This window comes from Microbacterium sp. AC132 (assembly GCF_979258525.1).
This window is the reverse complement of sequence record NZ_OZ409862.1, coordinates 648,658-670,052: the sequence shown is the minus strand read 5'-3', so window position 1 is coordinate 670,052 and position 21,395 is coordinate 648,658. Positions and strand designations below refer to the sequence as shown.

Sequence of the window (21,395 nt, the reverse complement as noted above, 5' to 3'; positions counted from 1 at the left end):
CGATGCTCGACGCGGACCGATCCGTCGAGCTGCGCGCGCTCCAGGCGCGGGCGTACGGCCGTGCGGGGGCGTTGAGCGCGGCGGATGCAGCGCGGCTGCGTGAGCTGGAATCCGCGAAGACGCGTCTGGCGGGGCCGCCGGCGACGAGAAGTCCGGAGACGCGTGCGCCGGACCCTGCGCAGGCTCCGCGGGGCGTTGCCGAGGAGGAGGGGAGCGCGTCACCTGCCGACCCGGTCGTGGACGTCGAGCGCCAGGGCGAGTCCCCGCTCATCGCGCTGCGACACCATCGGCGTCTCGCGGTCGCGGTCGCCACGGCCTTCGCGGTCATCGGCCTCGCGCTGGGCTGGCTTCTCTTCACCGACCGGGGTCCCGCGCCGATGCAGCTCAGCGCCCAGCAGGAGGAGTGGCAGAGCGCGATCGTCGCATCGGGGGACTTCGACCCGGGGTCGGTGCGGGCCATGGCGGAGGAAGAAGGCGTCGTGATCTGGTTCGCGACGAAGAACGAGAGCGCTGACGTGTGCCTGGTGCTCGGACACGAGGACGCGACGGCTCCCGCGTGCACGACGCGGGAGCAGGCCGTGGTCCAGGGCGTGAATGCCACTCTCACGAAACCTGTGAGCCAGAGTCAGGCTTACGACGTCGAGGCGCAGATGTTCCTCACGCCGGCCGGCGAGCCGGCGGTCGTCACCCGCAGCTACATCACCTCGCCGCAGTCCACGGCGATGTTCGCCAGCCCCGACGAGGCGGAGGCGGCGACCGCCCTCGCCGAGCGGACGGGACTGGACCGGCGGACGATCCTGGTCGCCGGCTACGACGATGATGTGCCGATCTGGACGGGGATCGACATGTCCACGCAGAGGTACTGTCTCGTCTACGACGGGTCGATGCCCGACCCTCCGATGGCCTGCGATGACAGCATCATGCTCGCCGACGCGGACAGGACGCTCGTGCTCGACGTCGTGGGTGAGGGGAAGACGACCCGCTACGAGTACCGGTTCGGCTACGGTCAGCAGTACCTGACCGTGACGAAGGGCTGGGAGGGCGACGATGCTGCAGGAGAGTGACTCTGCTGAGCTGCGCGCACTGCAGGTCAAAGCGTACGGCCGCGACGGCGGCCTGACCGAGGCCGAGGCGGCGAGGCTGAGAGAGCTCGAATCGCTGCGCGGCGAGCCTGGCAGGCCTGACCGGGTCGACCCTGGCCCGCGCGACCGGGTCGACGCGCCGGTCGGGCAGGGACCGGCCCACGAGCCGCCGACGTCGGAGAAGCCGTTCCGTGACGGTCAGGCACCCGTCGCCGACGCTTCCCCCAGCGCTCCCGACGAACACGCGGACGACGGACGCCGGTCTGCCGAGACCGGAGGCCTCCGCGCCGCATTCCGTCAGCACTGGAAGGCGGTCGCCGCGGCATCCGCACTTCTGCTCGTGATCGGTCTCGGCACCGGCTGGGCGCTCTTCGGGCGTTCCGGCGATGCCGTCGCGTTGACTTCCGCGCAGCAGGAGCGGCGTGCGGAATTGCAGGCCGCGGGCGGGTTCGACCCGGGCAGTCTGCGCGCGATCGGACAGGACGAGGACGCCCTCGTCTGGTACGCGACGAAGGACGACGGCGAGACGGTGTGCCTGACGCTCGACGCCGCCGACAAGTCGGCGGATCAGTGCCAGCCCGCGTCCGATCTCGACAACGGGAACGGCATCGGCCTGAACGCGAGCGTCGCGGTGCCGGGGGAGGGGGACGAGGGCCTCGAGGAGATCTGGGCGTCCGCCGCGCGAGCGATGAACGGGGAGGTCGTCGGCATCATCCAGCGATGGCGTTCGGACGAGAACTCCTGGCTGTCGCAGTTCCAGGGCGACGAGCGGGAACGCGCCGAGCAGCTGGTCGAGGAGGGTTTCGAAGAGTTCTCCTTCTCGGTCGTCGGGTACTTCCGCGATGCGCCGGTCTGGCGCGCACAGCGCGTCGAGAGCGACGACATCCAGGACTGCCTCATCGTCGATGCCGTCCAGGCCGTCGAATGCCGCCCGGCGAGCGAGGGACAATCGTCGGCGGACGTCATCGAGGTCGCCGGAACCATCGTGGACGAGGCCGGAGGGATGATCTCCGACTGGAGCGTGCGTCTCGCGTACACGTCGAACGGCATGCCCTACCTCGTGGTGTCCGGAGACAGCACGACGGCGACGGCTGAGCAGACGGTGAGGCCCGGTGAGACACTCGCGCTCGGCGGCGAATACCAGGATCCGATCCAGGTCGACATCCCGTCCGACGACTCCGAGGGCTAGGCGCCGGGGAGACGTCAGCCCGCTGCCGGCACCCGATCGGCGAGGATCGCTCGTCGCTGATCACCCACGCGAGTGAGGATCAGCGTCGCGGTCTGCTCGCCCCGCAGCGCCAGCTTCTTGCGGAAGGCCGCGGGGTCGATGTCCATGCCGCGCTTCTTGATCTCGAGGGATCCGATGTCGTTCGCCTTGAGGACTGCGCTGATCGCCTTCGGGTTCGCCGGCATCGTCTCGCGCACCCGGAACGACTGCACGAACGGACTGGTGACCGCGGCGTCGGAGGTGAGATACGCGATGCGCTCGTCGAGCATTCCCGCGTCGAGGCTGCGCGCGACATCGCCGATCAGACGCGCCCGGATCACCGCCCCGTCCGGCTCGTGCAGGAACGCGCCGAGTTCGCGCACGGGCTCGTCGACGGCGTCGGCGCCTGCGGTGAGTTCATGTGAGCGCTCGCCGCGGATCACGAGGGCGGAACGGCGGATGCCGTCGCGGGCGAGTGCGCGCGTCCAGAGCACGAGCTCGACCACGCTGCCGTCTGCGCTCACCCACTGCGCCTCGGCGTCGACGGGAAGCGAATCGCGGTCGTGACCGGGACCGAGCTTGATGCCCGTCGATGTGCGTGAGGCCACGTCGAAGGCCCAGTCCAGCGGCGGAGAGTAGTCATCGGACGAGACCCGGCGCGTCTCGCTGTGCCCGGCGGTGCGGCGGGCCGGATCCATCCAGATCGCCTGGTTCTCGTCGCCCTCGACGGGCACGTGCGCCTCGGCCGTGCCGTGGATCACCCTCGCGCTGTCTCCGAGAGGCGCCAGGTTGTACGCCGCGATCGCCGAGGTCACCTCGTCGGCGTCGACGGCGACGACGTCGAGCCCTGCACCGGCGAACGCAAGAGAATCCCCGCCGATGCCGCAGCCGAGATCCGCGACGCGAGTGATGCCGGCGCGGCGCATCCGCTGGGCATGCCGGGCGGCCACGCCCAGCCGTGTCGCCTGCTCGAGTCCGGCCCGGGTGAACAGCATCCGGGCCGCGAAGTCGCCGAACTTGCCTTTCGCCTTGGTGCGAAGTCGTGCCTGTCCGACCACGGCCGAGACGAGCTCGGGCGAGTGGCCGGCCGCACGCAGCCGGGATACGATCCGAGCGACGTCGGCGACCTCGTCGACGGGGCCGAGTTCGTCCAGCGCCTTCAGGCCCTCGGGGGTGAGCAGTGCGCGCAGCTCGGAGATCTCCACTGCCCCAGCTTAGGCGGCGGGCTGTTCGCCGCATTGGCACTCGCATTGCGTGAGTGCCAGCGGAACGCCTAGACTGGATTAGCACTCTCGGGTTGAGAGTGCGAAAAGTCTTCCTGTCAGCGTCAAGAAAGAAGAGGTAGACCGTGTCGGTTTCCATCAAGCCGCTCGAGGACCGCATCGTCATCAAGCAGGTCGAGGCCGAGCAGACCACCGCGAGTGGCCTGGTCATCCCCGACACCGCCAAGGAGAAGCCCCAGGAGGGCGAGGTCGTGGCCGTGGGCCCCGGCCGCATCGATGACAACGGCAACCGCGTTCCGCTCGACGTCGCCGTGGGCGACCGTGTGCTCTACAGCAAGTACGGCGGCACCGAGGTGAAGTTCGGCGCAGACGAGTACCTCGTCCTGTCGGCTCGCGACGTGCTCGCAGTCGTCGTCCGCTGAGACAACGTCTTCGGAAGGCCCGGATGCATCACGCATCCGGGCCTTCCTGCGTGTTCGGCCACCGGTGCATCGATTCCTGCCAATGTCCGGATGGCGGGTCTCGTGGGTCGGAGGCGGCGCGGCGACGGGCATAGGGTTGTGCGGTGACCCCGACGAACGCCGCCTCCCGAGCCACTCAGACGGCGGGAGTCGCGTACGCGGGGGAGCGTATCTGCTCTGGGGCGTGCTGCCCCTCTACTTCCTGCTGCTCGTGCCCACCGGTCCGTGGGAGGTCGTCGCGTGGCGCGTGCTGCTGTCGTTCGTCTTCTGCCTGCTCCTCCTCACCGTGATGCGCGGCTGGGCCGCCTTCGGCGTCATCGTCCGGCAGCCGAGGCTGCTGGGATGGACGGCTCTGGCGGGTGTCCTGATCTACGTCAACTGGCAGGTGTTCCTCATCGGAACCCTCTCCGGGAACATCGTGGAGACCAGCCTCGGGTACTTCATCAACCCGATCACCACCGTGCTGCTCGGGGTGTTCGTGCTCAAGGAGCGCATCCGCAGGCTCCAGTGGGCGGCGATCGGCATCGCGGCGGTCGCCGTGATCGTGATCGTCCTCTTCTACGGCGAGTTCCCGTGGATCGCCCTCTCGCTGACGGCTTCGTTCGGAGTCTACGGACTCATCAAGAAGAAGATCGGCCCCGCGGTCGATGCGGTCAGCGGACTCACGCTCGAGTCGTTCTGGCTGATCCCGATCGCCATCGTGCAGCTGATCCTCGTCGCCGCCACCCCCGCCGGGATCACGATGGGCTCCCAGGGTGTGTGGCATGCGGTGCTTCTCGCATTCGCCGGTGTGGCCACGGCGGTGCCCCTGCTGCTCTTCGCCGCGGGCACCCGGCGCATCAACCTCACCGTCATCGGGATGATCCAGTTCGTCACCCCCGTCATGCAGTTCATCATCGGCGCGGTCGTGCTCGGCGAGCCGATGCCGCCCGAGCGGTGGGCGGGCTTCATCATCGTCTGGGTCGCGATCCTCGTGTTCCTGATCGACCTGCTGCTCGCCGCGCGTCGCGGACGCCGGATCGATCAGCCGACACTCGTCTGAACTCCCGGTTCACCCGTCCGGAAACTCGGTGTCGGATCGTTAACGCACCGAAACATCGGCGACCCCTACGCGAAGCCTTTCAGTCCTAGTGTTAGAGCACCCGACCGTGGTCACAATCCACGGCCAGTCACGCAAGGGAGCATCATGACCTCATTCACGCGCTCGCGCAGCGCCAAGATTCTCGCCGGAGTCGCGCTGCTGAGCGTCTCGGCGATCGTCGTCGCGGGCTGCAGCGGCACGCCCTCTGAGGAGCCGTCCGACGGTGGTGGCGGCGGCGGATCGTCGGCCGACCTCACGCTCGAGCTCGGCTCGCTGCTGCCGCAGACCGGTTCGCTGTCGTTCCTCGGCCCGCCCATGGAATCCGGCGTCGGCCTCGCGGTCAAGGAGGTCAACGATGCTGCTGCCGGCGTCACGATCAACCTGACGGCTGAGGACGAAGGCGACACCGACACCAAGGCCTACGAGACGTCGATCAGCAAGCTCCAGGGCGCGGGCGTCACCGCCATCGTCGGCGCCGCGGCGTCGGGCGTCTCACGCCTGATCCTCGACGGAAACGTCAGCGCCGGCATCCTGCAGATCTCGGCCTCGAACACCGGCCCGGACTTCACCGACTGGGACGACAACGGTCTCTACTTCCGCACCGCGCCCAGCGACCTTCTGCAGGGTGAGGTCCTCGGCAACCTGATCGCCGAAGACGGACACAAGACCCTCGGCGTGATCTACCAGAACGACGCCTACGGAACCGGACTGTTCGACAACATCAAGTCGACGTTCGAGAACGCGGGTGGCGAGGTCGTCGCTGACGCGTCGTACAACGTCGGTGACGGTCAGTTCGACGCACAGGTCGAGACGATCAAGGCTCAGAACCCCGACGCCGTCGCGATCGTGTCGTTCGACCAGTTCAAGACCATCGCCCCGCTGCTGGTCAACGCCGGCATCTCGCCCGACAAGTTCTACCTCGTCGACGGAAACCTGTCGGACTACGGCTCCTCGCCCGACACGAACTTCCCGTTCTCGCTCGAGGGCGCACAGGGCACGAAGCCGGGACCGGCGCTCGAGGACGACTTCACCGACCGTCTGCAGACGTTCTGGACCGGTGAGGGCAACCCCGAGGTCAACGACTTCACCTACGCAGCCGAGGCCTACGACGCGGTCGTGCTCGTCGCACTCGCGTCTCTCGCCGCCGGTTCGACCGAGGGCGCGGACATCGCTGCGAAGATGGCCGAGGTCTCGGGCGGCAGCGGAGACGGTGAGAAGTGCACCAGCTTCGAGGACTGCGCGGCGATCATCAACGACGGTGGAACCGCCGACTACGACGGCTACTCCGGCGAGATCACGTTCGATGAGAACGGCGACCCGCAGGGTGCATCGATCGGCACGTACGAGTACGGCGCCGACAACCTGATCTCCCGCACCAACTGATCACGAGCGAAGGCCCCGGATCCTCGATCCGGGGCCTTCGTCGTGTGCGTGCCCCGAGCTGCGGCCGCGTGTCCGGAGCTGCGCGGGGGGACAGAAGAGGGGCGGATGCGAGTCGCATCCGCCCCTCTGTCGTGGGAGCCCTCAGGCGGCGTCGGTGCCGAGAGTTCCGAGGTAGAGGCCGATGACCTTCGGATCGTTCAGCAGGTCGCGTCCGGTGCCCTCGTACGCGTCCTTGCCCTGGTCGAGCACGTAGCCGCGGTCGCAGATCTGCAGGCAGCGCCGCGCGTTCTGCTCGACCATGATCGTCGTCACGCCCGCCTTGTTGATGTCGGAGACGCGGATGAACGCATCGTCCTGACGCACGGGGGAGAGGCCGGCGGAGGGCTCGTCGAGAAGCAGCACCGACGGGTCCATCATGAGTGCCCTCGACATCGCCACCATCTGCCGCTCGCCGCCCGAGAGCGACCCGGCGCGCTGCTTGAGGCGCTTGCCGAGTTCGGCGAAGATGCCGGTGACGAACTCGAGGCGCTCGGCGTAGATCTTGGGGTTCTGATACAGCCCCATCTGCAGGTTCTCCTCGATCGAGAGCGAGGGGAACACATTGTTCGTCTGCGGCACGAAGGCGACGCCCCGCTTGACGAGCTTGTCGGCCTTCAACCCGATGATGCTCTCTCCGTTCACGGTGATCTCGCCGCTGCGGACGTTCACCATCCCGAAGATCGCCTTCAGCAGGGTCGACTTGCCGGCGCCGTTGGGGCCGATGATGCCGATCAGCTCGCCCTGTCGGGCGACGAGGTTGGCGCCGTTGAGGATGTTCACACCGGGCAGGTAGCCGGCGTGCACGTCCTTCAGCTCGACGACGATGTCGTCCGTTCGCGGTGCCGCAGCGGAGGTCTCGGCGCTCATGCGTTGTCCTTCTGGTCGTGATCCGGCGTGCTCGTCGCTTCGAGCTCCGCCTCGGCTTCTGCTTCGATCTGCTCGCGGAGCTTGGCGGCGGTGGCGTTCTCGATCACGGGGATGCGACCGGTCACGGCACCGAGATCGAGGTCCTGGTGGGCGCCGAGATAGGCGTCGACCACGGCCGGGTCCTCCATGACCTCGTCGGGCGGGCCCTCGGCGACGACCTTGCCCTCGGCCATGACCACGACCCAGTCGGCGATGTGGCGGACCATGTGCATGTCGTGCTCGACGAACAGCACCGTCATGCCCAGGCCCTTGAGGTCGAGGATGTGATCGAGGAGCGACTGGGTCAGCGCCGGATTGACGCCGGCCATCGGCTCGTCGAGCATCACCAGGGTCGGATCGCTCATGAGGGCTCGCGCCATCTCGAGGAGCTTGCGCTGGCCGCCCGAGAGCGCCGCGGCGAAGTCCTTCTCCTTGGCGTCGAGCTTGAAGCGGGCCAGCAGCTCGCGGGCCTTGACCTCGATCTCCTGATCCTGCTTGCGCCACAGGAACGGGAACAGGCTCGACCAGAAGCCCTCGCCGCGCTGTCCCGGAGCACCGAGCTTCATGTTCTCGAGCACGGTGAGCAGCGACAGCGACTTGGTCAGCTGGAACGTGCGCACCTGTCCCATGCGCGCCACCTTGAAGGAGGGAACGCCCGAGAGGCTCGTGCCGTCGAACGACCAGGTCCCGCTGTTCGGCTTGTCGAAACCGCAGAGCAGGTTGAACAGGGTCGTCTTCCCTGCTCCGTTCGGGCCGATCAGAGCGGTGATGGCGCCGCGAGGGATCTCGACGTGGTCGACGTCGACGGCCGTCAGACCGCCGAAGCGCCGCTGCACGGCATCCGCGATCAGGATGGGATCGACCTTCGGCACGCCGGGGGCCGCAGGGCCCTTGGCGAGCCCGGTGGTCTTCGGTCGGCGGATGCTGCCGGTCGCGGGCGCCGTCTGGGCGCTCTCGTCGGGGGTCAGTTCATTTGACAAAGGTCATCTCCCTCTTGTCTCCGAGGATGCCCTGAGGTCGGAAGATCACGAGCAGCATCAGGGCGATGCCGACGAAGATGAACACCAGGGTCGAGGCCTGGCTGTCGGACATGGGCAGGATTCCGGACCGCGCCATCGCCGGGAGCAGGTTCGCCATGAAAGCGAAGACGACCCAGAAGAGGATGGCCCCGAGTGTCGGGCCGAACACGGTGGCCGCGCCGCCCAGCAGCAGGATCGTCCACAGGAAGAACGTGAGCGAGGTCGTGTAGCTGCCCGGCACGACAGCCGAGGGGAGGACGAAGACGATTCCTCCGGCTGCGCCGATCACGCCACCGACGACGAGCGCCTGCATCTTGTACGCGAAGACGTTCTTGCCGAGCGAGCGCACGGCATCCTCATCCTCGCGGATTCCCTTGAGGACGCGCCCCCACGGGCTGCGCATGAGCGACCAGACCAGCAGGATCGCGACGAGCAGCACGATGAGTCCGAACACCCGGTTCCACAGGTCGTTCGCGCTGTAGGTCCACGGTCCGAAGCCGTAGGTGCCCGGCGGGAACGGATTGGCGTCGCGGAACCCGCCGTTGAACTGCGCGAGACCGTCGGCCGAGTTGGTGTACTCGTCGAAGATCTGGGTGGTGAAGAGCAGTCGTACGATCTCACCCGCGGCGATCGTCGCGATGGCGAGATAGTCGGCACGGAGCCGCAGCGTCGGGATGCCGAGGAGGACTGCGAAGAACGCGCCCCCGAGGAGACCGATGAGCATGCCGACCCACCAGGGGAGCCCGAAGGTCAGCACGGAGATCGCGTATCCGTATCCGCCGACCGCCATGAAGGCGGCCATGCCGAAGTTGAGCAGGCCCGCATAGCCGAAGTGCACGGCCAGACCGGTCGCCGCCAGCGCGTAGGCGAGGGTGACGGGGCTGAACAGATAGACGGCTGTGTTCGAGAAGATGCTTCCGAAGTCCATGGCGATCAGCCCAACCTTTCCCTGCGTCCCAGCAGGCCCTGCGGTCTGACGAGGAGGATCACGATGAGCACGACCAGGGCGCTCGCATACTTCAGATCCGAGGGGATCCAGAGGGTGGAGACCTCGACCGCGATGCCGACGATGAGGGAGCCGACGAGCGCACCGAACGCCGTGCCGAGCCCGCCGAGGGTGATGGCGGCGAAGATGAGCAACAGCATCTGCATGCCCATGTCCCACTTCACGCCGGGGCGGAAGTAGGCCCAGAGGATGCCGGAGATGGCGGCGAGCGTGCCGGACAGGATCCAGACGTAGCGCACGACCTTGTCGACGTCGATGCCGGATGCTGCGGCGAGCTGCGGGTTGTCGGAGATGGCGCGGGTCGCCTTGCCGATGCGGGTGCGGGTGAGGAAGAACGCGACGCCCACGATCACGACGATGCTGACCACGATGCCGATCAGGTCGATGTAGGACAGCGAGATCGGACCGAACCGGAACGGCTCGGGGCTGGCCCCGGGGAGCTGGCGAGTGCCACCACCGATCATGTACTGGAACGCATAGCGCAGGGCGAGAGACAGACCGATGCTGACGATCATCAGCTGCACGACACCGAGGCCTCGTCGTCGCAGCGGACGCCAGATGCCGGCATCCAGGGCCCAGCCGAAGAGACCGCCCCCGATCACGGCGGCGATGATGCCGAGCCACAGCGGCAGATGCCAGAAGCTCGTCGTCACGAGGGCGACGAGGCCGCCCCACGTGACCATCTCGGCGTGAGCGAAGTTCGACAGCCGCGTCGTGCCGTAGATGAGCGCCGCGCCCATGGAGGCCAGCGCCAGCAGCAGACCGAAGTTCAGGCCGCCCACGAGACGTGAGAGGAGCTGGTCGATGAAGGACGTCGTCATCCTCTCGCCCTCACCGAGGAAGAGGTTGAGGATCTTCGTGCCGGTCAGGCCGAACTCGACCTCGAACGACGCCGTCGTGCCCGCGATGGGCTGGGTGCCCTCGGGCAGCTGCGCTGCATCGACGATCACGCCGTCGGGGAGGGTCTCCTCGTCGACGGTGAGCGTGTACGTGTCCTTCTCGGGCACGTACAGGCGCCACTTGCCCTCGGCGTCGGTCTCAGTCTCGCCTTCGAAGCCGCCGCCCTCGATCGTCATCACGACGCCTTCGACGGGGTCGTCATCGAAGGTGATGACACCGGCGAAGTAGAAGTCTGTGATCTCCTGGCCGTCGTCCGTTTCTTCGGCGGAAGCCGCAGCCGGAGGCTGCAACCACAGGAAAGCGATGGCGAGGAGCGACGCGAGCAGGATGATGACCCACCGCATTCCGCTTCGATTCGCCGAGATCGTCGGACGCACAGAACCTCCAGCCCAGTACACAGGCCATGACGGAGTTGTTCATCGGCCCTGATGTACGACGGTATGAGCGTAATGTGTCGGCTCTGTTTCGACCAAGGCACGATCTGCTCACGGTGAGAACGATCCCATCACGAAGTTGCGAAATACCGATAGGTCATCCGGGGCGTCCTGCGCGCGATGTCAGCGGGCGCAGGGAATTTCCTCAGCCGCTCCGCACTTAGAATTGGTACACCCTCGCCCCAGATCGCGCCCGCAGGAGGACTATCCATGGACCAGCACGACCCCTTCGGCTTCGTCGGACTCACGTACGACGATGTGCTGCTCCTTCCCGGGCACACCGACGTCATCCCCAGCGAGGCAGACACCTCGTCGCGGATCACTCGCCGTATCTCGGTCGCGACTCCGCTGCTCTCCAGCGCCATGGACACAGTTACCGAGTCCCGCATGGCCATCGCGATGGCGCGAGAGGGCGGCATCGGCATCCTGCACCGCAACCTCTCCATCGCCGATCAGGCGGCCCACGTCGACCGCGTCAAGCGCAGCGAGTCGGGCATGATCACCGACCCGATCACGACGTCGCCCGACGCGACCGTGGAAGAGGTCGACGCGCTCTGCGCCAAGTACCGCATCTCCGGTCTGCCGGTCGTCGACCCCGACGGCCGCCTCGTCGGCATCATCACCAACCGCGACATGCGCTTCGTCTCGGGCTTCGAGCGTCAGACCACCTTCGTGAAGGACGTCATGACGTCGGAGGGTCTCGTCACCGCACCGGTGGGCGTCGCCGCCGGCGAGGTCATCGCCCTGTTCGCGCATCACCGTGTCGAGAAGCTGCCCCTCATCGATGAGGACGGCCAGCTGGCCGGTCTCATCACCATCAAGGACTTCGACAAGAGCGAGAAGTATCCGCTCGCCACGAAGGACGACCAGGGTCGTCTGCGTGTCGGCGCGGCCATCGGCTTCTTCGGCGATGCCTGGGAGCGCGCAGAGGCGCTGCGTGACGCCGGAGTCGACGTCCTCGTCGTCGACACGGCCAACGGCCAGTCACAGGGCGTGATCGACCTCGTCACGCGGCTCAAGGCGGACGAGAGCTTCGCGCACATCGACGTCATCGGCGGCAACGTCGCCACCCGCGAGGGCGCTCAGGCGCTCATCGACGCAGGTGTCGACGCGGTCAAGGTGGGCGTGGGGCCAGGCTCCATCTGCACGACGCGCGTCGTCGCCGGCGTCGGCGTGCCCCAGGTCACGGCCGTCTACGAGGCGTCGCTCGCCGCACGTCCGGCCGGCGTCCCTGTGATCGCCGACGGTGGTCTGCAGTACTCCGGCGACATCGCCAAGGCGCTCGTCGCGGGTGCTGACGCCGTGATGCTCGGCTCGCTGCTCGCCGGCACCGACGAGTCGCCGGGCGAGATCGTCTTCCAGTCGGGCAAGCAGTTCAAGCAGTACCGCGGCATGGGCTCCCTCGGGGCCATGCAGACCCGCGGCAAGCAGACCTCGTACTCGAAGGACCGCTACTTCCAGGCCGACGTGCCCAGCGACGACAAGCTGATCCCCGAGGGCATCGAGGGACAGGTGCCGTACCGTGGCCCCGTGTCGGCCGTCGCGTATCAGCTGGTCGGCGGACTGCGGCAGTCGATGTTCTACGTCGGAGCCCGCACCATCGAAGAGCTCAAGCAGCGCGGCAAGTTCGTGCGCATCACCGCGGCGGGTCTCAAGGAGTCGCACCCGCACGACGTGCAGATCGTGGTCGAGGCGCCGAACTACAAGCGCTGAGACGAATCGAGAAGGGGCCGGATGCGATCGCATCCGGCCCCTTTCTCGTCCGGCCGCGAACTCAGCTGCAGGTGTAGGTGACTCCGCCGACCTGCCACACGCCCGGACCGAGGTCGGCGCACATCGCGAACAGGTTCGCGAAGACGCTCACGAGCACGATGATGCCGATGATCCAGATGACGGTGATGACGGCGCCGACCGTGATTCCCGCGATGGCGAGGCCGCGCGGTGCCCCGGCCTTGCCGAGCCTGACGGCGGCGACGATGCTCAGGATCAGTCCGAGCGGAGCGATGACGAAGGCCAGGACGAGTCCCGCGACCGCCAGCCCCTGCCCGGCGGGGGAGGTGTACGGCGTGGGCTGTCCCGGGCCGGCCATCGGGTAGGCGGCAGGATCCACGGCGGCATCCGCCGGTCGCGCTCCGTCCCACGCGGGAGGGCTGTACTGCGGGTCTTCGGGCCGCGTCGAGTCGGTCATGGTCGCTCCGTTTCGAGAGGGGCGGCCGTCCGCAGACCGCTTTCATCCTCGAGAGTACTGAGGGAGCAGCCGTGGCCGCCATCGCGGCGGTCTGTTGATATGCCAGTATTTAGAGACACCCGCTCGACTTCCCCTCGAGCTCCCGGCGCGAAGGGCGCAGGGAGTGCCACGCCGGCCGCTGACCGGCAGGGGGACTTCCCCACTGAGAGCTGCAGATATGCCCCAGGATGCTCCCCGCGTCCTCGTCGTCGACGACGACCCAGACGTCGCCCTGCTCGTCAAGACCGTGCTCGAGAGGCGGGCCGGCTGCGAGGTCGTGGTCGCTCACGATGGCGAGTCCGCCGTCGCGCGGCTCGAGACCTTCACGCCGGACGTGGTCGTCACGGACATCGAGATGCCCGGACTCGACGGGCTGGAGCTGCTCGCGCAGCTGCGTCGGAACGACCCGCTCCTGCCGGTGGTCGTCATGACCGCGCACGTCTCGGTCGAGTACGCCGTCTCGGCTCTGCGCGCGCAGGCCGACGAGTTCCTCACCAAGCCGCTCGACAACGTGAAGCTCGTCGAGGCGGTCACCCGGCTCGTGACGGAGGGCCGCACGCGCCGCGAGGCCAACCGCACCAAAGAGGTGGTGCTCGCCATCGGCGCGCACCCCGACGATGTCGAGATCGGCGTCGGAGGACTCCTCGCCGCGCACTCCCAGGCGGGCGACTCGATCACGATCCTCACCCTCTCGCGCGGTGCGCGCGGGGGAGACGCTGACAGCAGGCAGCACGAATCGCTCGCCTCGGCGGAGATGCTCGGTGCGCGACTGTTCGTCAAAGACCTCATCGACACCGAGATCTCCGGCGGCGGGGCCACGGTCCGGTTGATCGAGGAGGTCGTGCAGGAGGTCCAGCCGACGATCGTCTACACGCACTCGTCGAACGATCGGCACCAGGATCATCGAGCGGTGAGCGAGGCGACGATCGCCGCGACCCGGCGGGTCGGAACGGTCGCCTGCTACCAGAGCCCCTCGGCGACGATCGACTTCCGCCCGACGCGGTTCGTCCGCATCGACCAGTACATCGGTCAGAAGCTGCGGCTGCTCGAATGCTTCGGCTCGCAGACGGCGACCCGGGACTACCTCGAACCCGAGTTCGTGACGGCCACCGCTCGCTACTGGTCCCGCTTCGGCGGAGGATCGGCGGTCGAGCCGCTCGAGGTCGTCCGTGAGACCGCCGAGTTCATCGGCGCCCACGAACTCACACGACGGGAGAGCTGATGAGCGCGCGCGTACTGGTGACGGGCGCCGGTGGCCCGGCGGGCGTCGCCGTCATCCGCTCGCTGCTTCGTCGTGAAGACCTCGAGGTCTTCGCCGCGGACATGGACGGCTGGGCGAGCGGCATCTACCTCGTGCCGCCGACGCACCGCCGTCTCGTGCCGCCGGGGCGCGATGTCGACTTCGTCTCGGCGATAGCCCGCATGGTCGAGGATGACCGGCTCGATCTCGTGATCTCCACCGTCGATGTCGAGCTGATCGCGCTCGCCGGCAGGCGCGAGGAGCTGGCTCCGGCTGTGCTCGCCGCGCCCTCGCAGGACACGCTCGCCGTCGCCCTCGACAAGCTGCTGCTCGCCGAGCGGTGCGAGTCGACCGGTCTCACGCCGCGTACTGTCCTCGCGGGCCCCGATGCGCTGGCGGTCGATTGGGAGTTCCCCGTCTTCGCCAAGCCTCGTCAGGGAGCCGGCAGCCGCGGCGTACGGCTCGTCCCCGACCGGGCGGCGCTCGAAGCGCTGCCGCAGGACGAAGGACTCATCGTGCAGGACTTCCTCCCGGGCGAGGAGTACTCGGTCGATGTGATCGCAGATGCCTCCGGCTCGGTGGTCGCGGCGGTGCCGCGGACCCGAGCCAGGGTCGACTCCGGTGTGGCCATCGCGGGGCGCACGGTGCACGACGACGAACTCGAGAACGCGGCGGCATCCATCGCCCGGGCGATCGGACTCGTCGGCGTCGCCAACGTCCAGCTCCGGCGCGACCGCGACGGCCGAGCGGTGCTCCTCGAGGTGAATCCCCGATTCCCTGGCGCGCTTCCGCTCACGATCGCCGCGGGAGTCGACATCCCCTCGCTCGTCGCCGACCTGTTCCTGGGCCGCGGGATCCCGTCGACGGTCGCCTTCCGCGAGATCGCGTCGGTGCGCTTCCTCGAGGACGTGATCGTCGAGGTCGACGAGATCCTCGTCTCCGCGCACGCGGGACATCAGGAGGAACTGTGAGTCACGCGCTGCTGCGAGGCGACCACCACGTGCATTCGACGTTCTCGGATGACGCGGTCTCCACTCTCGCCGAGAACGTCGCCGCGGCATCCGCTGCCGGTCTCACGACCGTGCGCCTGGTCGACCACGTGCGGCAGTCGACGCCCTGGGTGCCCGAGTACCTCGCGGCGGTGAGGGCGCTGCGCGTGCCCGAGGGTCTGACGGTACTGACGGGAGTCGAGGCGAAGATCCTCGATGCCTCGGGAGAACTGGACATCCCCGAGCTGCCGAGCGGGATCGATCGCATTCTGATCGCCGACCACCAGTTCCCCGGAATCGACGGACCCCTCGGTCCGAGCGCCGTCCGCGAACGGCTCGACGCCGGCTGGGCCGCCGAGGACGCGCTCGATCAGCTCGTGTCGGCACTGATCGCGGCGATGCGACGTCACCCCGGCAATCAGCTCGCCCACTGCTTCTCGATCCTGCCCAAGATCGGTCTCTCCGAAGCGGAACTCGGTGCCGATCGCATCACCGCGTGGGCGACGACGGCGGCCGAGACCGACACGCAGGTCGAGGTGAACGAGAAGTGGGGCTGCCCCGGCATCCCCCTGCTCGACGCGCTGCGCAGCGCCGGCGCCGAGATCGTCGCGTCCACGGACAGCCACATCGCGTCCGACGTCGGACGCTACGCGCGCGTGACAGAGATCCTCGACCGATGGAGGGCGAGCTGATGGCCGAACTGAACTGGGTCGAGACCGTCGTCGTCGTCATCCTCCTGCTCTGCGTGCTGGTCGGCACCCTGCCGGTGATCAACACCGGGCTGCAGTTCCTCGCCCTGCCCGTGCACGCGTTCCGCAACCACTACGGCAAGGCGGCACCGCACCATCCCCGCATCGCGGTGCTGATCCCGGCGTGGAACGAGGGCCTCGTGCTCGGCCAGGCGATCGAACGCCTGATGCAGCTCGAGTACCCGGCCGACCGCCTGCGCATCTTCGTCATCGACGATGCATCGACCGATGACACCCCCGAGGTGGTCGCTGCGAAGGCGGCGGCATTCCCCGGACGGGTCGTGCATCTGCGCCGGGACAAGGGTGGCGAGGGCAAGGCGCACACGCTCAACCACGGACTCGACATCGTGCTCGCGGACGAGTGGACCGAAGCGGTGCTGATCATGGACGCCGATGTGATCTTCGCCCGGGATTCCCTGCGCAAGATGAGCCGGCATCTCGCCGATGAGAAGGTCGGCGCCGTCACCGCGTATATCGCCGAGGGCAGTCGCGACCGCAACTACCTCACCCGGTTCATCGCGATCGAGTACGTCATCGGGCAGCTCTCGGCCCGCCGGACGCAGAACGTCGGGGGAGCGATCGCGTGCCTCGCCGGAGGTGCGCAGCTGCATTCGCGCGCGAATCTCGAGGCGATCGGCGGCCGGATCCCGACGGGAACGCTCGCCGAGGACACCATGACGACCTTCGAAGGGCAGCTGGCCGGGCGCAGGATGGTGTTCGAGCCGCACGCGGTCGTGCTGGCCGAAGAGCCGCGCACGATCGACAGTCTGTGGAAGCAGCGCCTCCGGTGGGCCCGCGGCAATGTGCAGCTGACGTCGATCTACCGGCATCTGTGGTTCCGCCCGAGCCGAGTGCACAACCTCGGCAGCTTCGCCTTCGGGCTCGCGTGGTTCACCATCCTGCTGCTGCCGGCCTTCATGATCCTCGCAGCCACCGCGCTGCTCGTGCTGCTGGTCCTGCACAGCGACATCGCCGAGTTCGTGTTCCGATTCATGTGGATCGCCGCTGCGTGCATCTATCTGTTCTCGATGCTCTACGCCGTGCAGCTCGATGGGCGGATCGGCCGACAGTCGTGGCGTGAGGCGCTGATGTTCCCCGGGCTCGGCGCCCTCATCCTGATGGCGATCGCCCTGTTCCCCTGGCTGTTCGAATCGGGCCTGAACGACCTCGGGCTCGCGCTCACCGACGAGACGCGGTTGATGTGGGCTGTCGTCTTCTACCTCTGGGGACCGATCTCGATGCTCGGGATCTGGCTCGCCCGTGTCGTCGAGCCCCTGCCGGCAGGACGGTTCTTCGCCGGGCTGCTGCTCTACGTCTGCGGGTACGGCTCGCTGCTCTGCGCCATCACGGTGGACTCCTACATCAAAGAGTGGCGCCACGCCGACGCCGCATGGATCAAGACCGAGAAGATCGGACGGGTCGACTCATGACCGAAGCACCTTCGAGAAGCGCCGAGGAGGAGGAGATCGCCGCCGACGCCCGTCGGGAGAAGCTCCTGATCCCGCAGGCCCTCCTCGCCCTGGGCGTCGTCGTCGTCATCGTGATCGTGCGAGAGCTGTTCCTGCGATGACCGCGCGGCCGCTGGCCCTCGTGGTCGAGGACAGCGCAGACCAGACGGCGCTCCTGAAGCGCTATCTCGACCGCGAGGGCTTCGACGTGTTCGCCGCGGTGGACGCCGAATCGGCGATCGCCGCATTCTCGACGATCTCACCGGTCGTCGCCGTGCTCGACCTGCTGCTGCCCGGCATCAGCGGCTCGGAGCTGGCGAGACTCATCAAGACCCGCTTCCCGGAGTGCTTCCTGATCGTGAGCTCCGTGCTCGACGTCGCCGACTACCCCGACGCCGACGCGGCACTGCCCAAGCCGATCATCGGGGCCGAACTGCGGGCACTCCTCAGAGAAGTGGCACGATGACTCCGACCAGCACCGTCCAGCAGACGATGGAGCGCAGCTGGCGCCGGTACTTCGACAATCCGACGCCGCTGATGAAGCAGGGTCCCACGGCGATCGCCGTCGCGGTCGCCTCCGTCCTCATGTTCACGATCCCCGGCATCCCGGTGACCGACACCGGCGTCGCGATCTTCGGCCTCGCCACCATCGCGGTGGTGACGGCACTCGCGGCGGTGCTCTCGGTGCGCGGGGTGTACGACGGCTGGGTCGTGATGCTCATTCCGATGATCGACATCCTCGGATTGGGTGCGATCAGGGCGGGTACCGGCGGGCCGGCATCCCTCTTCTCCTCATTCGTGCTCCTCCCGGTCATCTGGATCGCCGCAGCCCCCGGTCGGCGCCAGGTCGTGATCGTCGGTGTGTTCTCATCGATCGCGCTGCTCATGCCGAACATCATCGATCCGCCGGAAGACCCCGTGGCCTGGCTTCGCGGTGTCATCGGCCCGCTGGTGTTCGCCACCGTCGGTGCGATCGTGAACGAGCTCTCCCGACTGCAGAGACTGCGCACGGCCCAGGCCGAGGCGCATGTCGTCGAGCGCACGGCCGCTCTCGCCGCGAACGAGGCGATGCTCGAGCAGCTGAAGTCGAGCGAGCAGCAGTACCGCGCGCTCTCCGAGTCCTTCACGAGCCTGTGGAACTCCATCACCGGCCAGGCGGTCATCGCCACCGACAACTGCGGGGTGATCACGGCATGGAATCCGGGTGCGGTGCGCCTGCTCGGCATGGCGGTGCCGGACGCGCTCGCCGCCGTTCCGGTCGACCGGTTCTTCCCCTCGCACGCTCTCGCCCCGTTCGCGACCGAGGCCGCCGCCCACGCTGACGACGGGCTCCACCCCGGCCTGCGTGCGCTGTTCGACGATGCCGACGCCGGTCTGCCGGTGGACTCGCACATCGACGTGGCGACCGTCGGCGGATCGACGGTTCCCGCGCGCGTCACCGTCACTCCCTACCAGGACTCCGACGGCTCCCGACACGGCTACCTGCTGGTGATCACCGACGAGACCAGGGCGGTGGAGGTCGCGCGCATGAAGGACGAGTTCGTCGGCATGATCTCGCACGAGCTGCGGACACCGCTCAGCGCCATCATCGGCTTCCTCGACCTGCTGCAGAACGATCCCGCGCAGCCTCTGACGACCGACCAGCAGGAGTTCGTCGACATCATCGAGCGCAACGCGCAGCGCCTGCTCAACCTCGTCGGGGACCTGCTGTTCACCGCCCAGGTGGAGTCGGGCCGCTTCCCGCTCGAGCGCCGAGACGCCGACGTCACCGAGCTGGTGCGCAGCGCCGTCGCATCGTCCGGCCCGCATGCGCAGCGCGAGGGCATCGAGATCGTGGCCGAGATCCCGGCGACTCCCGTCGTGCTCTCGGTCGACTCGGGACGTATCGGACAGGCCCTCGACAACCTGCTCTCGAATGCGATCAAGTTCACCGCTGCGGGCGGGCGGGTCACCGCGGGCGTGCGTCTCGTCGACGGAGGCGTCGAGCTCTCCGTGCGCGACACCGGTGTGGGCATCCCCGAAGACGAGCAGGGCATGCTGTTCACCCGGTTCTTCCGCGCGTCGACAGCGACCCGCAACGCCGTGCCCGGCGTCGGTCTCGGCCTCACGATCACCCGGGCGATCGTGCTCGCCCACGGCGGCACGATGGACGTGACGAGCAGAGAGGGCGTCGGCACCGAGTTCCGGATGCTGCTCCCGGCGGCGCCGCGCACCGAGGCGATCCAGGTGGTCGGCCGCACTCGCTGACCGGTCGGCCCGATTGCTGATAGCCTGGTCGGCTCGCCAAGCGGGCGGAAGGACGGCCACGCACGGTGGGATACATAGATGTTGCGGGGGTCTCGCTGACCCTTCCCGACGGCAGACCGCTGTTGGACGAGACGAGCTTTCGCGTCGGAGCCGGGTCGACGAGCGCCCTCATCGGGCCCAACGGGGCCGGCAAGACGACGCTGCTCCGCATCATCCGAGGCGACCAGCCCGCCGATGACGGCGTCGTGACGATCGACGGCGGCCTCGGCGTGATGGACCAGTTCGTCGGCCACGGCGAGTCCGGTCAGACCGTTCACGAGCTGCTGGTGCGGGTCGCGCCCCATCGCATCCGGCAGGCGGCGCAGGCTCTCGAGGCTGCGGAGGACGCGCTGATCGAGCGCGATGAGCACGACACGCAGATGGCGTATGCGACGGCGATCGCGGAGTACGCGGATGCCGGCGGCTACGAGCACGAGACGGTCTGGGACCAGTGCACGGTCGCCGCGTTGGGAGTGCCCTTCGAGCGTGCCCGCTTCCGCGATCTCACGACGCTGTCGGGTGGCGAGCAGAAGCGACTCGCTCTGGAGGCGCTGCTGCGCGGACCCGACGAGGTGCTGCTGCTCGACGAGCCGGACAACTATCTGGACGTTCCCACCAAGCGCTGGCTCGAGGAGCAGCTCAGGCAGACGCCGAAGACCGTGCTGCTGGTATCGCACGACCGGGAGCTGCTGGCCCGTGCGGTCGATCGGCTGATCACCCTCGAGCCCGGCGGCGCGGGGGCCTCGGCGTGGGTGCACGGCGGCGGATTCGCGACCTACCACCAGGCGCGCAGCGACCGCATGGACAGACTCGACGAGCTGCGCCGCCGGTGGGACGAGCAGCACGAGAAGCTGCGGACCCTCGTCGCGAACCTCAAGGTGAAGGCGTCGGCGAACGACGGATTCGCGTCGCGGTACCAGGCGGCGCAGACGCGACTGCGCAAATTCGAGGAGGCCGGACCGCCGGAGGAGCGACCCCCGGCTCAGGACTTCGACATGAGGCTGCGAGGGTCACGCACGGGCAAACGCGCGGTGGTCGCACACGGGCTCGAGCTCTCCGGGCTGATGAGGCCGTTCGACGCCGAGGTCTGGTACGGCGATCGGGTCGCCGTGCTCGGGTCGAACGGATCGGGGAAGTCGCACTTCCTCCGCCTCCTCGCACGCGGGGGCAGCGATCCGGACCCGACGCTGGGTCACGTGACGTCCACCGGGGAGCAGCTCGCGACGGTCGATCACCGTGGGCAGGCCGTGCTGGGAGCGCGCGTCGTGCCGGGGCTGTTCGCGCAGACGCATGCGCATCCCGAGTTCGTCGGCCGAACGCTGCTCGAGATCCTCCACAGGGGAGACGAACGACGGGCCGGCATGCCGCGGGATGCCGCGAGCTCGGCGCTCGACCGGTACGGACTCGTGCGGCAGGCGCAGCAGACCTTCGAATCGCTGTCGGGCGGCCAGCAGGCCCGGTTCCAGGTGCTGCTGCTCGAGCTCTCCGGTGCGACGCTGCTGCTGCTCGACGAGCCGACGGACAACCTGGACATCGAGTCGGCCGAGGCGCTCGAAGACGCTCTGCGTCGTTTCGAGGGGACCGTGCTCGCGGTCACGCATGATCGCTGGTTCGCCCGCTCGTTCGACCGGTTCCTCGTGTTCGGCTCGGACGGCGAGGTGTACGAAGCCGATGCCCCCGTGTGGGACGAGCGCCGCGTGGTGCGAGCCCGCTGA

Annotated in this window: 20 protein-coding genes; 14 read left to right on the top strand and 6 right to left on the bottom strand. The window is 68.2% G+C overall.

Annotated features, from left to right (window positions below; genetic code table 11):
- The first annotated feature begins 2 nt into the window (after window positions 1-2).
- Window positions 3-1,064: a hypothetical protein gene (locus ACZZZQ_RS03105; protein ID WP_463506867.1), complete on the top strand. Its 1,062-nt coding sequence runs from the start codon at window positions 3-5 to the stop codon at window positions 1,062-1,064.
- Window positions 1,048-2,271 (top strand): hypothetical protein, encoded by a 1,224-nt coding sequence (locus ACZZZQ_RS03100; protein ID WP_463506866.1) that lies wholly within the window; start codon window positions 1,048-1,050, stop codon window positions 2,269-2,271. The genes ACZZZQ_RS03105 and ACZZZQ_RS03100 overlap by 17 nt, the downstream gene beginning before the upstream one ends.
- Before the next feature lie 14 nt (window positions 2,272-2,285).
- Here the strand turns inward: ACZZZQ_RS03100 and ACZZZQ_RS03095 are convergent, their stop codons facing one another.
- Entirely contained in the window at window positions 2,286-3,494 is a 1,209-nt protein-coding gene (locus tag ACZZZQ_RS03095; protein WP_463506865.1) for a class I SAM-dependent methyltransferase, read from the bottom strand.
- A 143-nt stretch (window positions 3,495-3,637) separates the two neighbouring features.
- On the opposite strand from ACZZZQ_RS03095, the gene groES reads away from it, so the two are divergent.
- The 3 genes from groES to ACZZZQ_RS03080 all read left to right on the top strand — a co-directional run bounded on the left by groES (window position 3,638) and on the right by ACZZZQ_RS03080 (window position 6,437).
- Window positions 3,638-3,934, top strand: coding sequence for a co-chaperone GroES (gene groES / locus ACZZZQ_RS03090; protein ID WP_039394204.1), 297 nt, complete (start codon window positions 3,638-3,640; stop codon window positions 3,932-3,934).
- Window positions 3,935-4,157: 223 nt separating this feature from the next.
- Window positions 4,158-5,015, top strand: a complete 858-nt coding sequence (gene rarD / locus ACZZZQ_RS03085; protein ID WP_463506864.1) for an EamA family transporter RarD — start codon at window positions 4,158-4,160, stop codon at window positions 5,013-5,015.
- Between the two features lie 144 nt (window positions 5,016-5,159).
- On the top strand, window positions 5,160-6,437 hold the full coding sequence (locus ACZZZQ_RS03080) for an ABC transporter substrate-binding protein (RefSeq protein ID WP_053098955.1): 1,278 nt from the start codon (window positions 5,160-5,162) through the stop codon (window positions 6,435-6,437).
- Window positions 6,438-6,578: 141 nt separating this feature from the next.
- Here ACZZZQ_RS03080 and ACZZZQ_RS03075 read toward each other — a convergent pair whose 3' ends face one another.
- From ACZZZQ_RS03075 to ACZZZQ_RS03060, 4 genes are read right to left on the bottom strand one after another with little or no spacing between them, the layout of a single operon-like run.
- Complete coding sequence (locus ACZZZQ_RS03075; RefSeq protein ID WP_053098956.1) at window positions 6,579-7,343, bottom strand: ABC transporter ATP-binding protein; 765 nt, start codon at window positions 7,341-7,343, stop codon at window positions 6,579-6,581.
- A complete protein-coding gene (locus ACZZZQ_RS03070; protein WP_053099395.1) occupies window positions 7,340-8,305 on the bottom strand; it encodes an ABC transporter ATP-binding protein in 966 nt (321 codons plus the stop codon). The genes ACZZZQ_RS03075 and ACZZZQ_RS03070 overlap by 4 nt, the downstream gene beginning before the upstream one ends.
- Window positions 8,306-8,351: 46 nt before the next feature.
- Window positions 8,352-9,329 (bottom strand): branched-chain amino acid ABC transporter permease, encoded by a 978-nt coding sequence (locus tag ACZZZQ_RS03065; protein ID WP_053098957.1) that lies wholly within the window; start codon window positions 9,327-9,329, stop codon window positions 8,352-8,354.
- A gap of 5 nt (window positions 9,330-9,334) precedes the next feature.
- The gene (locus ACZZZQ_RS03060; RefSeq protein WP_042539449.1) at window positions 9,335-10,651 is read right to left on the bottom strand and encodes a branched-chain amino acid ABC transporter permease; all 1,317 of its coding nucleotides are present in this window, start codon (window positions 10,649-10,651) and stop codon (window positions 9,335-9,337) included.
- Between the two features lie 300 nt (window positions 10,652-10,951).
- Between ACZZZQ_RS03060 and guaB the strand changes: the two genes are divergently transcribed.
- On the top strand, window positions 10,952-12,454 hold the full coding sequence (gene guaB / locus ACZZZQ_RS03055; protein ID WP_463506863.1) for an IMP dehydrogenase: 1,503 nt from the start codon (window positions 10,952-10,954) through the stop codon (window positions 12,452-12,454).
- 61 nt (window positions 12,455-12,515) lie between these two features.
- On the opposite strand, the gene ACZZZQ_RS03050 is transcribed toward guaB, so the two are convergent.
- The gene (locus ACZZZQ_RS03050; protein WP_463506862.1) at window positions 12,516-12,929 is read right to left on the bottom strand and encodes a hypothetical protein; all 414 of its coding nucleotides are present in this window, start codon (window positions 12,927-12,929) and stop codon (window positions 12,516-12,518) included.
- A 217-nt stretch (window positions 12,930-13,146) separates the two neighbouring features.
- On the opposite strand from ACZZZQ_RS03050, the gene ACZZZQ_RS03045 reads away from it, so the two are divergent.
- The 8 genes from ACZZZQ_RS03045 (at window position 13,147) to ACZZZQ_RS03010 (ending at window position 21,395) form a co-directional block, all read left to right on the top strand.
- Window positions 13,147-14,190 carry a response regulator gene (locus tag ACZZZQ_RS03045; RefSeq protein WP_053098960.1) on the top strand — a complete coding sequence of 348 codons (1,044 nt, stop codon included), beginning with the start codon at window positions 13,147-13,149 and terminating at the stop codon, window positions 14,188-14,190.
- A complete protein-coding gene (locus ACZZZQ_RS03040; RefSeq protein ID WP_230101012.1) occupies window positions 14,190-15,179 on the top strand; it encodes an ATP-grasp domain-containing protein in 990 nt (329 codons plus the stop codon). The genes ACZZZQ_RS03045 and ACZZZQ_RS03040 overlap by 1 nt, the downstream gene beginning before the upstream one ends.
- Window positions 15,176-15,889: a PHP domain-containing protein gene (locus ACZZZQ_RS03035; protein WP_056277280.1), complete on the top strand. Its 714-nt coding sequence runs from the start codon at window positions 15,176-15,178 to the stop codon at window positions 15,887-15,889. The genes ACZZZQ_RS03040 and ACZZZQ_RS03035 overlap by 4 nt, the downstream gene beginning before the upstream one ends.
- On the top strand, window positions 15,874-17,376 hold the full coding sequence (locus tag ACZZZQ_RS03030) for a glycosyltransferase family 2 protein (protein ID WP_463506861.1): 1,503 nt from the start codon (window positions 15,874-15,876) through the stop codon (window positions 17,374-17,376). The genes ACZZZQ_RS03035 and ACZZZQ_RS03030 overlap by 16 nt, the downstream gene beginning before the upstream one ends.
- A complete protein-coding gene (locus tag ACZZZQ_RS03025) occupies window positions 17,373-17,516 on the top strand; it encodes a hypothetical protein (RefSeq protein ID WP_200955156.1) in 144 nt (47 codons plus the stop codon). The genes ACZZZQ_RS03030 and ACZZZQ_RS03025 overlap by 4 nt, the downstream gene beginning before the upstream one ends.
- Window positions 17,513-17,860 (top strand): response regulator transcription factor, encoded by a 348-nt coding sequence (locus ACZZZQ_RS03020; RefSeq protein WP_053098963.1) that lies wholly within the window; start codon window positions 17,513-17,515, stop codon window positions 17,858-17,860. Before ACZZZQ_RS03025 ends, ACZZZQ_RS03020 begins: the two co-directional genes overlap by 4 nt.
- Window positions 17,857-19,641: a sensor histidine kinase gene (locus ACZZZQ_RS03015; RefSeq protein ID WP_056277283.1), complete on the top strand. Its 1,785-nt coding sequence runs from the start codon at window positions 17,857-17,859 to the stop codon at window positions 19,639-19,641. Before ACZZZQ_RS03020 ends, ACZZZQ_RS03015 begins: the two co-directional genes overlap by 4 nt.
- Window positions 19,642-19,706: 65 nt before the next feature.
- Window positions 19,707-21,395, top strand: coding sequence for an ABC-F family ATP-binding cassette domain-containing protein (locus tag ACZZZQ_RS03010; protein WP_053098965.1), 1,689 nt, complete (start codon window positions 19,707-19,709; stop codon window positions 21,393-21,395).

Bases quoted from the DNA above. Each gene is read 5' to 3' on its own strand.
- ACZZZQ_RS03105 (WP_463506867.1), top strand. From the start codon at position 3: ATGCTCGACGCGGACCGATCCGTCGAGCTGCGCGCGCTCCAGGCGCGG.
- ACZZZQ_RS03100 (WP_463506866.1), top strand. From the start codon at position 1,048: ATGCTGCAGGAGAGTGACTCTGCTGAGCTGCGCGCACTGCAGGTCAAA.
- ACZZZQ_RS03080 (WP_053098955.1), top strand. From the start codon at position 5,160: ATGACCTCATTCACGCGCTCGCGCAGCGCCAAGATTCTCGCCGGAGTC.
- ACZZZQ_RS03075 (WP_053098956.1), bottom strand. From the start codon at position 7,343: ATGAGCGCCGAGACCTCCGCTGCGGCACCGCGAACGGACGACATCGTC.
- ACZZZQ_RS03065 (WP_053098957.1), bottom strand. From the start codon at position 9,329: ATGGACTTCGGAAGCATCTTCTCGAACACAGCCGTCTATCTGTTCAGC.
- ACZZZQ_RS03060 (WP_042539449.1), bottom strand. From the start codon at position 10,651: ATGCGGTGGGTCATCATCCTGCTCGCGTCGCTCCTCGCCATCGCTTTC.
- guaB (WP_463506863.1), top strand. From the start codon at position 10,952: ATGGACCAGCACGACCCCTTCGGCTTCGTCGGACTCACGTACGACGAT.
- ACZZZQ_RS03050 (WP_463506862.1), bottom strand. From the start codon at position 12,929: ATGACCGACTCGACGCGGCCCGAAGACCCGCAGTACAGCCCTCCCGCG.
- ACZZZQ_RS03045 (WP_053098960.1), top strand. From the start codon at position 13,147: ATGCCCCAGGATGCTCCCCGCGTCCTCGTCGTCGACGACGACCCAGAC.
- ACZZZQ_RS03040 (WP_230101012.1), top strand. From the start codon at position 14,190: ATGAGCGCGCGCGTACTGGTGACGGGCGCCGGTGGCCCGGCGGGCGTC.
- ACZZZQ_RS03030 (WP_463506861.1), top strand. From the start codon at position 15,874: ATGGAGGGCGAGCTGATGGCCGAACTGAACTGGGTCGAGACCGTCGTC.
- ACZZZQ_RS03025 (WP_200955156.1), top strand. From the start codon at position 17,373: ATGACCGAAGCACCTTCGAGAAGCGCCGAGGAGGAGGAGATCGCCGCC.
- ACZZZQ_RS03020 (WP_053098963.1), top strand. From the start codon at position 17,513: ATGACCGCGCGGCCGCTGGCCCTCGTGGTCGAGGACAGCGCAGACCAG.
- ACZZZQ_RS03015 (WP_056277283.1), top strand. From the start codon at position 17,857: ATGACTCCGACCAGCACCGTCCAGCAGACGATGGAGCGCAGCTGGCGC.